Origin of the sequence: Parahoeflea olei, assembly GCF_001703635.1 — a bacterium.
Classification (GTDB): Bacteria; Pseudomonadota; Alphaproteobacteria; order Rhizobiales; family Rhizobiaceae; genus Hoeflea; species Hoeflea olei.
In genome coordinates this window covers 537,924-552,735 of sequence record NZ_LQZT01000001.1, presented here as the reverse complement: position 1 = coordinate 552,735, position 14,812 = coordinate 537,924, and the positions used below count along the sequence as shown (strand labels likewise).

Sequence of the window (14,812 nt, the reverse complement as noted above, 5' to 3'; positions counted from 1 at the left end):
GGGTCTTGTGTTTGACCGAAGAAAGAAACCGACATGAAGAAGAAGGGAACAGACAGGATGCAAAAGCTTCCAAATGACATCAACCGCCGTTCGATGCTTAAGGGCATGGGCGGCATCGGCCTCGCCGCCGCAGGCGCTGGCCTGTTCGGCCTGCCGCGCGGCGCCTCGGCCGCCGAGAGCCTCAACTACATGTGCTGGGAAGGCTATAACGCGCCTTCGATCCTCGATCCGTTCCAGAAGGACAAGGATGTCAGCATCGCCGTCGACCTGATCACGGACTCGGCCGGCGGCTTCGCCAAGCTTGCAGCCGGCGCCTCGCGCGATTTCGATCTCGTGTCCTCCGACAGCCCCTGGATCCAGCGCATGGGCCCCGCCGGCTTCTGCCGCTTCCTCGACGACGCCGAGTTCGCCGACCAGTATGCCGAGTTCTATCCGCAGTTCCAGGCGCCGTTCGAGCCGCTGCAGTTCGACGGCAAGGCCACCGGCCTGCCCACGCGCTGGGGCTGGGTCGGCCCGACCGTCAACACCAAGTTCGACAAGCTCGAAACCTGGTCGAGCTATGCGCCGGTGTTCGACAGCGCCTACAAGGACAAGATCTGCCTGCTCGACTGGGGTGACTGGCCGATCATGCCGCTCGCGCTCTATGCCGGCGTCAACCCCTACGAGGAACTCGACGACGCAGCGCTCGGCGAAGTCCGCAAGGTTCTCCGTGCTGCCTTCAAGAACACACGCGCCATCGTCGGCGACCTGGCGATTGCCCAGAAGGGCCTGCTTGACGGCTCGTTCCGCGCGCTGATCGGCGGCGGCACCTACTGCACCTCGTCGCTCCGGCTCAAGGGTCACGACTACATCCAGTCGATCGTGCCCGAACCCAAGGACGGGCTCAAGCAAGGCATCATCTGGATGGAAGCCACGGGCCTGATCGACAACGGCAAGAACTCGCAGGTTGCCGCCGACTTCCTGAAATACATCGTTTCGCCGGAAGTGGCCAAGCATCTCGCCATCACCGAGGCCACCTGCAACCTGGTGCCCAATGCCAAGGCCGAAGCGCTGTTCTCCGAGGAAGAGAAGAAGGCGTTGCAGATGGACTACATGTGGACCGCCTGGGACAACAGCCAGTTCCACACCGTGGCGCCGAACATCGACGACATGCTCGCCATCTGGCAGGAAGAACTCGCGGCCCGCTAAGGCGAGGCCCAAAGCGAAAGACGCCGCCCGTTTTCATGAGCGGGCGGCGCCGGCAGCCATTTACCACAGCGAGGAAGCTCCTCTTGGCAACCCCGATCATCGATGCGTCTCAAATCATCAAGGACTACGGCCGGGTGCGGGCGCTGCACGGCGTCTCGCTCGAGGTGGGCGCAGGCGAATTCGTCGCCCTCGTCGGCCCGTCGGGCTGCGGCAAGACCACGCTTCTGAAAATTCTCGCCGGGTTCGAGGAGGCGACTGACGGTTTGCTCGAAATCGAGGGTAGGGACATGCGCGGCGTTCCGGCGGCGCAGAGGCCGACCCGGATGGTGTTCCAGAAGCTCGCGCTGTTCCCGCACAAGACCGTCGCCCAGAATATCGGCTTTCCGCTCAAGCTGCAGAAGGTCGATCCTGCCGAGATCGACCGGCGCGTTAGGTCCATGCTCGAACTGATGCATCTCAACATCGCCTATCTCGACCGCTTTCCGGCGCAGCTTTCGGGCGGCGAGCAGCAGCGCGTGGCGCTGGCGCGGGCGCTGGTCTCGCAGCCGGGCGTGCTTCTGCTCGACGAGCCGATGAGCGCGCTCGACGCCAAGCTCAAGAAATCGCTGCAGGCCGAGCTCAAGAAGCTGCACCGCGAGATCGGCACCAGCTTCGTTCTGGTCACGCATGATCTCGAAGAGGCGATGATGCTCGCCGACAAGATCTGCGTGATGCGCTCGGGCCATGTGGTGCAGACCGGCACGCCGACCGACATCTATTATCGCCCGGCCAATATGTTCGTCGCCGGCTTCATCGGGGAGACGAACTTCCTGCCCGTCGATGTGGCCCCCGCCGGCAATGGCGGCATGACGGTGAGTTCGTCGCTGGCCTCCGGCGCGCCCGCGGTGATCGCGCCCGGCAATGTTTCCGAATTCCTCGGCGCGGGCAGCAAATCGCTTCTGATCCGCCCCGAATCCATCACCTTCGTCAAGGGCGAGCCCGGGCCTGAGACCTGGACGCTGAGCGGCGTGGTCGACGAATACTTCATCAAGGGGTCGTCGACGCAATACCGCATCCGGGTTGCCGGGCTCGAAGCGCCGGTGGTGATGGACCTGCCGGGCTCGTTCGAACTCGCTGCCGATGTCGATCAAGAGGTCCGGATCGGCTTTGAGCCCGCCCGCGCCTTCCTGCTGTCGGAGTAGCCATGAAAAGCCAGCGCAAGACATGGAACGACCCGGTCCTGGTGGCAGCGGTGATGCCGCTGGCGCTCGTCATGCTGGTCTTCTTTCTCATTCCGCTCGCGATGACGGTGGTGCTCACCTTCCAGACGACGCAGTACTACCGGCTCAACTGGACCTGGGACCTCAAGATCTGGACCGAGATCTTCTCCAAGCCGCATTACTGGACGATCATGCTGCGCACCGTCGGCATGGCACTGATTTGCGTGGCGATTTCGGTGGTGATCGCCTATCCGGCGGCCTATGCGCTGACGACGCGGCTCAAGACCTACAACACCCAGATCCAGATCCTGATCATCTTCGCGTTCCTGACCGATGCGGTGCTCAAGACCTTCGGCTGGATCCTGGTGCTCGACCGCAACGGCGTCGCCAACTGGCTGTTGTCCTATCTCGGCTTCGGGCCGGAGGCGCTCGACATCCTGTTCACGCCCACCGGAACCATGATCGGCATGGTTTACAATCTGGCCGTCTATCCGATGTTCACGATCTACCTGTCGCTGGCGCGGCTCGACCGCGACCTGATCCTCGCCTCCTATGACGCCGGCGCCTCGCGCATCCGCACCTTCTTCGAAGTCACGCTGCCCTTGTCGAAGCCGGGGCTCTATTCCGGCGCGGTGCTGGTCTTCGTGCTCAGCCTCGGCGCGTTCCTGGAGCCCAAGGTGCTCGGCGGCGGCACCTCGCCACTTGCCTCGGAACTGATCCGGCAGAGCTTCGAGACGCGGGTCAACTGGCCGCTCGGGGCGGCGCTGACGATCGTGCTGATCGCCATCGGCGCGCTGACGCTCGCGCTTGCTGCGGGCTTCGTGTTCCGTCGCACGCCATCGCGCAGGGGGGAGCCGGCATGATGTCGCAACGCGTCAAGAATGCTTTCGTCGATACGGCTCTCGTCGGCACCATCGTGCTGCTGCTCATCTTTTTCTATGCGCCGATCGTTACGCTGGTGGCGTTCTCGTTCACCTCGAGCCGGGTGCTGACCTTCCCGATCGAAGGATTTTCGCTCGAATGGTATGGCGAACTGATCGCCAAGCCCGACTTCTTTCCCGCGGTGATCAATTCGGCGATCGTGGCGGCCGTTTCCACCGTGATCGCGACCGTGCTCGGGACTGCCGGCGCGATTGCCTGGATCCGCTACTATTTCCGGTTCCGCACCCTGTTCCGCATCGTTACCTTCGCGCCGCTGCTGTTCCCGCAGCTGCTGTTGGGCGTGGTCATGCTGTTGTGGTTCTCGGTCTTGGGCAACTGGCTTAATTTCTCCGCTGGTCTCGCCACCGTCATCATCGGCCATGTGGTCTATATCACGCCGTTCGCGCTGGTGATCGTCGCCGTTCAGGTCTACGGCTTCGACGAGACGCTGGAAGACGCCGCGCGCGATGCCGGCGCCAACCGCTGGGAAGTGTTCCGCGAGATCACCTTCCCGCTGCTGTGGCCCGGCATCTTCTCGGCCGGGATCTTCGCGTTCCTGCTCTCCTGGGGCAATTTCTACGTCTCCTATTCGCTGTCGGGCACCGACCGCACGCTGCCGATCTTCGTCTATAGCGGCATCGCCGTCGGCTCGTCGCCGATCTATCCGGCGCTCGCGACGCTGAACTTCATTCCGGCGCTGATCCTGGTGGGCCTCGCGGAGTTCATGCGCCGGCGCGCGCTGAGGCGGCAGAACGCCGCCCAGCCCCTTTCCTGAAGATTACCAAGAAGGCAGTTACGATGTCGTTTCATACCCAGATCGTGTCCAGCAACTGGAGCTTTCCGACCTCGGTGCGGTTCGGCAATGGCCGCGTTTCGCAGCTCGGCGCCATCGCCCGCGAACTCGGCTGCAACCGGCCGTTGGTGGTGACTGACAACGGGCTCAAGGATCTCTATCCGGTGCAGCGCGCGCTCAAGGCGTTGCGCGGCGACGGGCTCGAGGTGGCGCTGTTTGCGAACGTCAAGCCGAACCCGACGGGCACCAATGTCGCCGACGGCGTCGCCGCCTTGCGTGCCGGCGGGCATGATCTCGTCGTCGCCATCGGCGGCGGCAGCGCGCTCGATGCCGCCAAGGCGATCGCGTTGATGGCGCGCCAGACGATCCCGATGTGGGATCTCGAAGACATCGGCGACAACTGGACGCGCGCGGACACGTCGAACCTCATTCCGGTGATCGCCCTGCCGACGACGGCGGGCACCGGCTCGGAACTGGGCCGCTCTTCGGTGATCACGCACGAACACGAGCACCGCAAGGTAATCGTGTTCCATCCCCGCATGATGCCCGACGTGGTGGTGATGGATCCGGAACTGACGACCGGGCTGCCACCGCACATCACCGCCGCGACCGGTATGGACGCGCTCTCGCATGCGCTCGAGGCCTATTGCGCGCCGTCGTTCCATCCGATGGCCGAGGGCGTGGCACTCAATGCGCTGCGCCTGATCGCGCAATGGCTGCCGGTCGCCACGCTCGACGGCGGCAATCTCGAGGCGCGCGGGCAGATGCTGATTGCCTCGGGCATGGGCTGCGTGGCGCTGCAGAAGGGGCTTGGCGCCATTCACGCGCTGGCCCATCCGCTGGGTGCGCTGCATGATTCCCCGCATGGCCTGCTCAACGCGGTGCTGATGCCCTATGTCGTCGAATTCAACATGCCGGCGATCCGCGACAAGCTCGATTTCCTCGGCCGTTTCCTCGATCTCCCGGATGCAAGCGCTGCGGGCGTTGTCACCTGGATCCGCACCCTGCGCGAAACGCTCGCCATCCCCGAGACGCTGACCGCAATGGGCCTCACCGATATCGACGTCGACAGGGTCGCGGCCATGGGCGTGGTCGATCCGTGCGCCGGGGGCAACCCGGTGCCGCTCGACGAGCAGGGCTTGAAACGGATCCTGAGGGCTGCGATAGGCTAACGTGCCGCTTTCGCCCCTGTCGCTCAACGGGAACCACAGCGCGCGGACAGGCGTTTGCGCGGGTGGGCGCATTCCGGCCCGCTACCCCTGAAGGAGCCGCCATGATCCGTATTTCCGCCTTGCAGATGCAGACCGCCGGCGCGAATGTCGACGCCAACCTGTCGCGCATCGAACGCGCCGCCAAACAGGCGGCAGCGGCCGGCGCCTCGCTTCTGGTCACGCCGGAGCTCAGCCTCATGAGCTATGGCGGTGGGGAGCGGATGGTCGATCTGGCCGAGCCTGCGGACGGCCCGGCGGTGAGCCGGCTCGAGGAAGTCGCGCGCCGCAGCGGCATCGCCATCGTCGCGGGTTTCGCCGAGAAGGCCGGCAGCGCGGTCTACAATTCCGCCGTCTATGCCGATGGCACGACCCCGCCTTCGGTCTACCGCAAGGCCTATCTTTACGGCGACTACGAGCGTGCGCTGTTTACGCCGGAGGCGCCGCAGAGCTGCCTGTTCACCCACCAAGGCATCACGCTCGGCATGCTGATCTGCTACGATGTCGAGTTCCCGGAAAATGTGCGGCGGCTGGCCGTTGCCGGCGCGGAGCTGATCGTGGTGCCGACCGCGACGCCGGCGGGCGCCTCGGGCACGTTCATCGCCGAGAAGATGGTTCCGGTGCGCGCTTTCGAGAACCAGATCTTCGTGGCCTATGTCAACAATTGCGGGAATGACGGGGATTTCGAGTTTGCCGGCCGGTCGATCGTCGCCGCGCCCGACGGCTCGGCGCTGGCGACGGCCGAGCTGTCGGAGGCGCTGCTTACCGCCGATGTCGACCCGTCGGCCTATGACCGGTCGCGCAGCGAAAACACCTATCTCCGGGACCTTCTGTAGAACCGGCCCCCCTTCCTGGGCGCTCAGCTGCGGGTAAGCAGCGCGTCGATCTCGTCCGCCGAAGGCATCGAGGGCGCCGTGCCCGAGCGAGTGACGGAGATGCCGGCCGTGGCGCAGCCGTAGCGAACCGCGTCGACCGGGGCGAAGCCGCGGGCGAGGGCTGCGGCAAAGCCGCCATTGAAGGCATCGCCGGCGCCGGTGGTTTCGCATACGGGGCCGGCATCGAAGGCGGGCACATGCGTGCCTGTCTTGCCGTCGTGATAGAGCGCGCCTTTTTCGCCGAGCGTGATCACCGCCGCGCCGGCGCCCATGGCAATCAGCCTTTCCGCCGCCAGCACCGCTTCCTCGAGCGTCGTTACCGGAAGCCCGGTCAGGGCTTCGGCCTCGGATTCGTTGGGGGTCACGTAGTCGCAAAGCGCGAGCATGCCTGCGGGCAGATCGGCGGCAGGCGCGGGATTGAGGATCGTGACCGCGCCGCCATCCCTCGCGATTTCGAGCGCGCGGTGCGCGGCGTCCATCGGCTGTTCGAGTTGGGTCACGAACACCGATGCCGAGCCGATCAGCTCCGCACGCGCGTCCATGTCGGCGCGCGAGATCTCGCCCGCCACGCCGGGGCAGACGATGATCGCGTTGTTGCCGGTACCCGCTTCCACGAAGATATAGGCGGCGCCGGTATAGCCCTCGTCGTGCTGGGTGACGGCCGGGGTGACGCCGGCCTCGGCCCAGGTCTTGAGCGCCATCTCGGCGAAGGTGTCGCGGCCAAGGCGGGTGATGAAATGGGTCTCGGCGCCTGCCTTCGCCGCGGCCACCGCCTGGTTCGAGCCCTTGCCGCCGGGGCCGAGCGCGAAGCTTTCGCCCAGGATGGTTTCGCCCATGCGCGGCGCGCGCTGGGCACGATAGGCGGTATCGGCGACGAAGACACCGAGAATGACAACCTTGGCCATGCAGTTCCTCCCTGGGGCCTTGCTCCGGGTCTAGTCGTCGGGGGCGATCACGCCCTTGCGGAACATGAAGCAGCCATAGAACCGCCGCTCGCCGGTCTGGATCACCGCATAGGCTTGCTTGGCCATGTCATAGAAGGCGAAACGCTCGATGCCGACCATCGGCCGCGGCTTTCCCTCGGCCGCATCGATGGCCTGCTGCACTTCGCTTTGCACCGGCGGAACGGTGTCGGGCTCGCCCACGATCTCCATCCGCCCGGCGAAATCATCGACAAAACTGTCGAGCGGCAGCACCGACAGCACCGCCTCGGCGGCCTCGCCGGCGGTCAGGTTGTCCATCCGCAGCAATTCCCCGAACACCGTTTGCCGCGCGATGGCATCGGAGGGGAAATTGGTGTCGGCGATGATCAGCATGTCGCCGTGGCCCATGGCGCGCAGCGCGTAGAGAACTTCGGCGTTCAAACGGGGATCGAGTCCCTTGAGCATGTCTGTTCCTCCCTGCAGGTCCGGCCGCCAGTCCGGCGGTCCGGTTGTCAATTTGTCCCCGTTCGGTCGCCTCTTGCGTGCCGAACGGTCTCCCCCAATCACAGGGGCCGGGCGGACCTGAACCCCGGCCGCGCGCACCTCATCCCGTCATTCGATCCGCAGACCGGTTTCCGCATCGAACAGATGCGCCATCTGCGGCTGCGGAGCTATGCGGATCGTGTCGCCCGGACGGATCGGGTGGCGTTCGCGCAACACGGCGATGATCTCGCGGTCAGCGACCCGCAGCACCAGATGGATCTCCGGTCCGGTCGGCTCGACCACCGTCACTTTGGCCTCAAAGCCGGCCTGATCGAGCGCCAGATGTTCCGGGCGGATGCCGTAGGTCACCTTGCGCCCCTCTTCGAGCCCCGGCCTGTCGGTGACCGGAAGGGTCACCCCATCGACCAGGATACTGACCGTCCCGCCCTGGCGCGAGACGTGCCCTTCCAGGAAATTCATCGACGGCGAGCCGATGAAGCCTGCGACGAAAACATTGGCGGGGCGGTCGTAGAGCTCGAGCGGCGCGCCCTGCTGCGAGATATGGCCGTCGCGCATCACCACGATCCGGTCGGCCATGGTCATGGCCTCGATCTGGTCGTGGGTGACATAGACCGTGGTCGTCGCCAGCCGCTGATGCAGCTCGCGGATCTCGGTGCGCATCTGCACCCGGAGCTTGGCGTCGAGATTGGACAAGGGCTCATCGAACAGGAACACCTGCGGTTCGCGCACGATCGCGCGGCCCATGGCGACGCGCTGGCGCTGGCCACCGGACAACTCGCGCGGATAGCGCCCCAAATAGGGTTTCAGGCCCAGGATTTCTGCGGCCTTGGCCACGCGCGCGTCGATTTCGGGTTTCGGCATGCGCTGCATCTTGAGCGCAAAGCCCATGTTCGCCGCAACCGTCTTGTGCGGGTAGAGCGCGTAGTTCTGGAACACCATGGCGATGTTGCGCTCGGCGGGGGGCAGGTTGTTGACAACACGTCCGCCGATCTTGATGGCCCCGGCCGTCACGCCCTCAAGGCCCGCGATCATGCGCAGCAAAGTCGACTTGCCGCAGCCCGAGGGGCCGACCAGCACGACGAATTCGCCATCCGGAATGTCGACATCGACGCCATGAATGACCTCGAGCGTGCCGTAGGCCTTGTAGAGCTTCTCGATCCTGACGTCCGCCATGCCGCCCCCGTGGTTTGCGCTGCTCCGGTCGGCAAGTCGTAACGCAGCTGATAGCCCGTGTCTATCATCCAATCATGCTAGCATGTTAGATGCTTGACAGCTTGATTGAAGGCTGAAATGTTTTCCGCCTGTCCGGATTTCCGGACCCGGCCGTTGGGAAGACAAGGCGTTCAACGACCCAAAGTCGGATCGCCTCCCTGGTCCGGACCGCATGAGGAGCGGGTAACCTTGGGAGGTGTTTCATGAAAGTCGATCTGTATGAACATGCAGTCAGGGTGGCGATGAGCCGCCGCAGGCTGCTGCAGGGCGCCGCTGCGGTCGGCAGCATGGCCGCCATGGGCGGGCTTGGCACGCGCAGTGCCGCCGCGCAGGACAATGTGCGTGCCGAAATTCTCAAGATTCCGGGCGTGGGCGCCGGTTCGCCCACCGATGCCGACTGGCAGAAAGTCGGAGAACTGTGCCTTGCGGCGACCAAGGCCAATGTGGCTGAAGGTGAGTTCGAAGGGGTCGAGCTGACCTTCATGGGGCTCAACAACCAGAACCTGCACAATTTCCTGTTCCGCGGTTTCCTGAAGCCGTGGGAAGCTTATACCGGCGCGAAGATCAACTGGATCGACCTTGCCCAGGCCGATTACAATGCCCGCCTGCAGCAATCGATCGCCACCGGAACGGTGGATTTCGACATTCTCGAAATGGGCGCCCCGTTCGAGGGCGATACCGCAGGCCGCGGCCTGCTCGACGAGATGCCCGACTGGGTGGCCACGCAGATCGAGGCCGACGACCTGGTGGATTACCTCAAGGCGCCGGTCGGCACCTGGGACGGCAAGACCTACCGCGTGACGATCGACGGCGACTGCCACACCTTCTCCTACCGGACGGATTATTTCGGACCTGACGGCATTGGCGGCGCCGAGGTTCCGAAGACTTGGCAGCAGGTCAACGAGGTCACTAAGGCGCTGGTCGGCAAGACCGACCCGCTCACCGGCCTTCCCGCGCATGGCTATCTCGATCCGCTCAAGGGCTGGGGCGGCTTCGGCTTCTACTTCGTCGCCAACCGCGCCACGGCCTATGTCAAGCATCCCGGCGAGCCGGCCTGGCTGTTCGAACCCGACACGATGAAGCCGCTCGTCAACAATCCGGGCTGGGTGCAGGCGTTCCAGGACGTGATGGACCTGATCAACACCGAAGGCGCCTATCCGGCCGACCAGATCAACGCCGATCCCGGCACCACCGCCTTCAGCCAGTTCCTCGCCGGCACCGGCTCGATGCTGATGTGGTGGGGCGATGTGGGCTCCTCGGCGCGCACCTCCGACACCTCGGTGGTGGGCGACGTGGTCGGCTTCGGCATCAACCCGGCTTCCGATCGGCGCTACAACTGGCGCACCGGGGCCTGGGAAGAGGAAATGAACGAGGCGCCGAGCATGGCCTATATCGGCTGGGGCATCTATGTCACCAACCGGGTGTCGGGCGACGAAAAGAAGCGCAAGGCGGCCTGGTCGGCTGCGGCACATCTCGGCGGCAAGGACCTGTCGCTGTGGACGGCGGCCTATCCTTCGGGCTTCCAGCCCTACCGCAACAGCCACTTCCAGTACGACGAATGGGAAGCGGCGGGCTACGACCGCGCCTATATCGAGGATTATCTCGGCTCGAACCTCGACAGTTACAACCACCCGAACGCGGCCATCGAGCCCCGCATCCCCGGCATCTTCCAGTACTACTCTGTGGCGGAAGACGAGTTGGCGAAGGGCTTTGCCGGACAATACGGTTCCGCCCAGGAAACCGCCGACGCGATTGCCGCCGCCTGGGAGAAGATCACCGATCAGATCGGCCGCGAGAGCCAGATTGCGCTCTACAAGGCCTCGCTCGGGCTCTGACCGGGTGACCAACCTCGGCGCCGGCGGCAGGACCGCCGGCGCCGTCCTGCAATTCGGGATATCCGCAAGTGGCTGATCAGGGCGATTTCCTTCACGTTGTCACCAATGACAATCTTTCCGAGCGCCGGATTGCGCTTGGCCGTGCCCTGATCTGGGGTTCCGCGCTGGTGATGGCGGTGACCGCCGGGCTGCAGGCGCTGCAGGAAGCGGGCCGCATGGATTTCGGCTTCGCCAACTGGCGGCCCACGCTCTACGCCTATGTGCTGTGGGCGGTGTGCCTGTGCTGGGGCCAAGTGCTCATCCGCGGCGAACGCGGCAAGCGCGTGCTGTTCGTGCTGCCGGCGGCGCTGTTCGTCATCTCCATGGTGGTGTTCCCGCTCCTGTTCGGGCTGGTGATCGCGTTTTCGGACTGGAACCTGTCTTCGCCGACCGGTCGGACCTTCAACGGTCTCGACAATATGCGCCAGATGTGGCGCGACGATTTCTACTGGAATGCGCTCGCCAACATGGTGCGCTACACGCTCGCCATCATCGTCGAATACGCGATCGCCTTCGGGCTGGCGCTGATGCTCAATTCGCAGATTAGGGCGCGCAAGTTCTTTCGTGTGGCCTTCCTGATGCCGCTGATGCTCTCGCCGGTGGCGGTGAGCTGGATGATCGGCAAGTCGATGCTGGAGGCCCGCTTCGGGCCATTGGCCCGGCTCGCACGCGAACTCGGCTGGGAGAACCCCTCCTTCTTCGGCACGCCCGAGATGGCGCGGCTGACGATCATGGTGATGGACGCCTGGACCTATATCCCGTTCATGATGATCATGATCCTGGCCGGACTGCAGGCGATCCCGAAGGACATCCAGGAGGCCGCCAAGGTGGACGGCGCCCGCGCCTGGCGCGGCTTTTGGGAAGTCACGTTTCCGCTGATGCTGCCGGTGTCGATCACGGTGATCCTGATCCGCATCATCTTCAAGCTGAAGCTGGCCGACATCATCATCAACGTGACCGCCGGCGGCCCCGGCGGCGCGACCGACAGCGTGACGAGCTTCATCTTCCGCGAATACCGCGACCGCTCGAACGTGGGATACGGCACGCTGCTGGCGATGGTCTATCTGGTGCTGATCGTGATCGCGATCACGATCGTCATGAAGCTGACCGATCGCTGGGCGCGGCCGCGGTACTGAGCGGGAAGGGAAGACGACCATGAGCGAGCAGATCTTCTACGACAGCCCCGCCGACCGCGCGACCCGGGTCAAATGGTTCTCGACCCGCGTGGCGCTCTATGGCGCGCTGATCATCTGGGCGATCATCTGCCTGTTTCCGATCTACTGGACGATCACCACCTCGTTCAAGATGGCGCCGGACGTGATGCGCGGCAACCTGATCCCGTTCTGGGACTACACCCCGAAATGGCTCGGCTGGCGCTCGCTGGGCCTCTCGCCCGAAACCATCGGCGCCGAATCCACGGTGCGCGAGGAGTTCCTGAAGCGCTTCTTCAATTCGGCGATCGCCGCGCTTTGCTCTTCGGCGCTGGCCGTGTTCCTGGGTTCGCTCGCGGCTTACGGGCTGTCGCGCTTTTCCTACCGCTTCGGCTTCATGCGCAATTCCGACATTTCCTTCTTCTTCCTGAGCCAGCTGATCCTGCCGCCGGTGGTCCTGGCGCTGCCGTTCCTGGTGCTCTACAAGGCGCTCGCGCTGCTCGACACGCGGATCGGCCTGATCCTGCTTTACACGCTCACGGTGCTGCCGATCGTCATCTGGATCATGCGCGACCAGTTCGCGGGTATCCCCAAGGAGCTCGAGGAGGCGGCGCTGGTCGACGGGTTGTCGATCTGGGGCGCGTTCACGACCATCGTGCTGCCGATCGCGCTGCCGGGCATGGTCGCGGCCTTCATCCTGTCGCTGGTGCTGACCTGGAACGAGTATTTCTTCGCGGCCCTTCTGACCTCGACCCACGCCAATACGCTGCCGGTGATGGTGGCGAGCCAGACCGGCAGCCAGGGTATCAGCTGGTGGTCGATGGCCGCGCTGTCCTTTGCCGCGATCCTGCCGCTGATCGCGATCGGCATCGTGCTCGAACGCTACATCATCAAGGGCATGGCTGCGGGCGCGGTGAAATAGCGGGCCTATTCCATGTTGGTGTGCCGCGCGCGCATCGTCTCGCTGGTTTCGCCGAGCCGGTCCCTGAGCTTGAGCACCATGATCTCGAACAGCACGAACAGCGCGCCTTCATAGACCGAGCCCATCGGCAGAATCGATGCACCGCCCACGTCGCGCGCCATGGTCTGCGCGGGGATGGCGAGCACATGGTCGGCTTCCTTCGCCGCCGTGCAACCAGGCTCGGCGGTCAGGAACAGGATTTTCGCGCCGGCCTTGCGGGCCACGCCCATGAGCGCGCTCACGGTCGAAAGTTCGCCGGGACCTGCCGAACAGAGGAACAGATCGCCCGGGCCGAGCGGCGGCGTGGTCATCGCGCCCTGCATCGAGGCGGTGAGGCCCAGATGAAACAGCCGCATGACGAAGCCCTGCACCTGCAGTCCCTCGCGGCCGCAGCCATAGGCAACGATCGTGCCCGCTTCCGCAATCATCTCCACCGCGCGCTCGATCTCGCCGATGTCCATGGCGTCGAGCACGGCCCCGAGTTCAGACAAGGCTGTGTCGAAATCCCTCATCGGTCCGCCTCCAGCGCCGCCATGATCTCCCGGGTCTGCTGATAGAGTTTCAGGAACAGCGGATACTGCCGGGCATAGGCGGGATGGGGCTCGGCCTTGATGGTTTCCTCCGCCGGATTCCATGTGGCGATATTGTCCGGGTCCGCCTGGCCCACGGCGAGGGCCGCGAGAAAGGCGTCGCCATAGGAGGCGCCGATGGTGACGGCTGAGACGATCTGGTCGAGGCCCGAGAGGTCCGACGTCGCCTTGAGCCACAGCCTGTTCTTGGTGCCGCCGCCGACGGCGAGCACGCGCGCGGGCTTCTGCCCCGCCTCGGCATAGGTGTCGGCGATATGGCGCGTGGCCGAGGCGATGCCTTCGAGCACCGCGCGGTACATGTCGCCGCGGGAGTGGGTCAGGTCGAGGCCGAAAAAGGTGCCCTTGGCGCGCGCGTCGTGGATCGGCGTGCGCTCGCCAGAAAAATAGGGCAGGCAGATCAGTCCCTTCGCGCCGGGCGGAGAGGCTTCCGCCTCGCGCGCCAGAACCTGGAAGGCTTCGTCGCGCTCGAGTTCGCGGGCGAACTGGTCTCGGAACCAGTGGGTCAGCGTGCCGGAGGTCGCAAGCCCCGCCATCGCCGCGTGCTCGCCTTCAAACAGCCATGGCGCATGCCAGAGCCGCGGATCGGACAGCCGCCTGTCTGAGAGCAGGATGATGAAGATGGTGGAGCCATACATCATCATCATGTCGCCGGAGCCGCGGACGCCGACGCTGACGGCTTCAGCCGCCGCATCGATGGTGCCGCAGGTGACGGGCGTGCCCTCGGCCAAACCGGTCTCGCGGGCCGCCTCTGCGGTGACATGGCCGGCAATCTCGGTCGTCCACATCAGCTTCGGCAACATCTCCGGCCCGCAGATGTCGGCGAGGTCGAAGCACCAGTCCTGTTGGGCGATGTCATAGAGCGGGGAAAAATTCGCCGCCGTGTAATGGTCGATCGCGTAGGCCCCGGTGAGCCTGTAAGTCAGGTAACTGGTCGAGGTCAGGATCTTGGCGGTCTTTGCCCAGAGGTCGGGATGGTTGCGCCTGAACCAGAGGATCTTCGGGCCGACCGATTGCGATGTGAGCGCATTGCCGCAGCGGTCGAGGATCGTGTCCGGGCCGATTGCGGCATTGAGTTCCTCGATCTCCTTGCCTGCCCGCGTGTCGACGCCGTAAAGCACGCCGTTGATCAGCGGCGTGCCGTTGCCGTCAACGGGGAGCATGCAGGGGCCGATCGCCGAAGTCGCCACCGCACGGATCTCGGCGGCATCGATGCCGGTTTCGGAGATGAGCTTGCGGGTGATGAAGACGAAATCGCCCCACCAGTCTTCCTCGGCGCGGTGCTCGGCCCAGCCGGCGCGGGGCACGATCATTTCGTGGGCGCGGGCGGCCTGCGCGACGATGCGGCCGCCGTCCTCGACCAGCACGCCCTTGGATTCGAAGGTTCCGATATCGACGCCGAGCGTGTAGCCCATC

General features: G+C 64.9%; 14 protein-coding genes. 9 read left to right on the top strand and 5 right to left on the bottom strand.

Going from position 1 to position 14,812, the window contains the following annotated elements; all coding sequences use genetic code 11:
- The first annotated feature begins 57 nt into the window (after positions 1-57).
- The 6 genes from AWJ14_RS02515 (at position 58) to AWJ14_RS02490 (ending at position 6,145) form a co-directional block, all read left to right on the top strand.
- Positions 58-1,188, top strand: a complete 1,131-nt coding sequence (locus AWJ14_RS02515; protein ID WP_171904801.1) for an ABC transporter substrate-binding protein — start codon at positions 58-60, stop codon at positions 1,186-1,188.
- Positions 1,189-1,271: 83 nt separating this feature from the next.
- Positions 1,272-2,369, top strand: coding sequence for an ABC transporter ATP-binding protein (locus tag AWJ14_RS02510; protein WP_066174468.1), 1,098 nt, complete (start codon positions 1,272-1,274; stop codon positions 2,367-2,369).
- Between the two features lie 2 nt (positions 2,370-2,371).
- On the top strand, positions 2,372-3,250 hold the full coding sequence (locus AWJ14_RS02505; RefSeq protein ID WP_066174465.1) for an ABC transporter permease: 879 nt from the start codon (positions 2,372-2,374) through the stop codon (positions 3,248-3,250).
- Positions 3,247-4,083 carry an ABC transporter permease gene (locus AWJ14_RS02500; protein WP_083219960.1) on the top strand — a complete coding sequence of 279 codons (837 nt, stop codon included), beginning with the start codon at positions 3,247-3,249 and terminating at the stop codon, positions 4,081-4,083. The genes AWJ14_RS02505 and AWJ14_RS02500 overlap by 4 nt, the downstream gene beginning before the upstream one ends.
- A 23-nt stretch (positions 4,084-4,106) precedes the next feature.
- Positions 4,107-5,273 (top strand): iron-containing alcohol dehydrogenase, encoded by a 1,167-nt coding sequence (locus tag AWJ14_RS02495; RefSeq protein WP_066174463.1) that lies wholly within the window; start codon positions 4,107-4,109, stop codon positions 5,271-5,273.
- 101 nt (positions 5,274-5,374) lie between these two features.
- Complete coding sequence (locus AWJ14_RS02490) at positions 5,375-6,145, top strand: carbon-nitrogen hydrolase family protein (protein WP_066174461.1); 771 nt, start codon at positions 5,375-5,377, stop codon at positions 6,143-6,145.
- A 23-nt stretch (positions 6,146-6,168) separates the two neighbouring features.
- Here the strand turns inward: AWJ14_RS02490 and AWJ14_RS02485 are convergent, their stop codons facing one another.
- The 3 genes from AWJ14_RS02485 to AWJ14_RS02475 form a co-directional block, all read right to left on the bottom strand.
- Positions 6,169-7,089 carry a ribokinase gene (locus AWJ14_RS02485; RefSeq protein WP_066174459.1) on the bottom strand — a complete coding sequence of 307 codons (921 nt, stop codon included), beginning with the start codon at positions 7,087-7,089 and terminating at the stop codon, positions 6,169-6,171.
- A gap of 30 nt (positions 7,090-7,119) precedes the next feature.
- Positions 7,120-7,572, bottom strand: a complete 453-nt coding sequence (locus tag AWJ14_RS02480; RefSeq protein ID WP_066174455.1) for an RbsD/FucU family protein — start codon at positions 7,570-7,572, stop codon at positions 7,120-7,122.
- A 147-nt stretch (positions 7,573-7,719) separates the two neighbouring features.
- Positions 7,720-8,784 carry an ABC transporter ATP-binding protein gene (locus tag AWJ14_RS02475; protein ID WP_066174453.1) on the bottom strand — a complete coding sequence of 355 codons (1,065 nt, stop codon included), beginning with the start codon at positions 8,782-8,784 and terminating at the stop codon, positions 7,720-7,722.
- A 242-nt stretch (positions 8,785-9,026) separates the two neighbouring features.
- Between AWJ14_RS02475 and AWJ14_RS02470 the strand changes: the two genes are divergently transcribed.
- The 3 genes from AWJ14_RS02470 (at position 9,027) to AWJ14_RS02460 (ending at position 12,770) form a co-directional block, all read left to right on the top strand.
- On the top strand, positions 9,027-10,658 hold the full coding sequence (locus AWJ14_RS02470) for an extracellular solute-binding protein (protein WP_066174450.1): 1,632 nt from the start codon (positions 9,027-9,029) through the stop codon (positions 10,656-10,658).
- A gap of 68 nt (positions 10,659-10,726) precedes the next feature.
- A complete protein-coding gene (locus AWJ14_RS02465; RefSeq protein ID WP_066174447.1) occupies positions 10,727-11,833 on the top strand; it encodes a carbohydrate ABC transporter permease in 1,107 nt (368 codons plus the stop codon).
- A gap of 19 nt (positions 11,834-11,852) precedes the next feature.
- Entirely contained in the window at positions 11,853-12,770 is a 918-nt protein-coding gene (locus AWJ14_RS02460) for a carbohydrate ABC transporter permease (RefSeq protein ID WP_066174442.1), read from the top strand.
- A 5-nt stretch (positions 12,771-12,775) separates the two neighbouring features.
- Here the strand turns inward: AWJ14_RS02460 and AWJ14_RS02455 are convergent, their stop codons facing one another.
- Together AWJ14_RS02455 and AWJ14_RS02450 are read right to left on the bottom strand one after the other, a co-directional pair.
- Positions 12,776-13,321, bottom strand: coding sequence for an SIS domain-containing protein (locus AWJ14_RS02455; RefSeq protein WP_066174440.1), 546 nt, complete (start codon positions 13,319-13,321; stop codon positions 12,776-12,778).
- On the bottom strand, positions 13,318-14,811 hold the full coding sequence (locus AWJ14_RS02450) for an FGGY-family carbohydrate kinase (protein WP_066174437.1): 1,494 nt from the start codon (positions 14,809-14,811) through the stop codon (positions 13,318-13,320). The genes AWJ14_RS02455 and AWJ14_RS02450 overlap by 4 nt, the downstream gene beginning before the upstream one ends.
- Position 14,812: the final 1 nt, after the last annotated feature.

Excerpts from the sequence above, each read along its gene's own strand:
- AWJ14_RS02460 (WP_066174442.1), top strand. The coding sequence starts at position 11,853 with ATGAGCGAGCAGATCTTCTACGACAGCCCCGCCGACCGCGCGACCCGG.
- AWJ14_RS02450 (WP_066174437.1), bottom strand. The coding sequence starts at position 14,811 with ATGGGCTACACGCTCGGCGTCGATATCGGAACCTTCGAATCCAAGGGC.
- AWJ14_RS02490 (WP_066174461.1), top strand. The coding sequence starts at position 5,375 with ATGATCCGTATTTCCGCCTTGCAGATGCAGACCGCCGGCGCGAATGTC.
- AWJ14_RS02495 (WP_066174463.1), top strand. The coding sequence starts at position 4,107 with ATGTCGTTTCATACCCAGATCGTGTCCAGCAACTGGAGCTTTCCGACC.
- AWJ14_RS02485 (WP_066174459.1), bottom strand. The coding sequence starts at position 7,089 with ATGGCCAAGGTTGTCATTCTCGGTGTCTTCGTCGCCGATACCGCCTAT.
- AWJ14_RS02480 (WP_066174455.1), bottom strand. The coding sequence starts at position 7,572 with ATGCTCAAGGGACTCGATCCCCGTTTGAACGCCGAAGTTCTCTACGCG.
- AWJ14_RS02505 (WP_066174465.1), top strand. The coding sequence starts at position 2,372 with ATGAAAAGCCAGCGCAAGACATGGAACGACCCGGTCCTGGTGGCAGCG.
- AWJ14_RS02475 (WP_066174453.1), bottom strand. The coding sequence starts at position 8,784 with ATGGCGGACGTCAGGATCGAGAAGCTCTACAAGGCCTACGGCACGCTC.
- AWJ14_RS02455 (WP_066174440.1), bottom strand. The coding sequence starts at position 13,321 with ATGAGGGATTTCGACACAGCCTTGTCTGAACTCGGGGCCGTGCTCGAC.
- AWJ14_RS02515 (WP_171904801.1), top strand. The coding sequence starts at position 58 with ATGCAAAAGCTTCCAAATGACATCAACCGCCGTTCGATGCTTAAGGGC.
- AWJ14_RS02500 (WP_083219960.1), top strand. The coding sequence starts at position 3,247 with ATGATGTCGCAACGCGTCAAGAATGCTTTCGTCGATACGGCTCTCGTC.
- AWJ14_RS02470 (WP_066174450.1), top strand. The coding sequence starts at position 9,027 with ATGAAAGTCGATCTGTATGAACATGCAGTCAGGGTGGCGATGAGCCGC.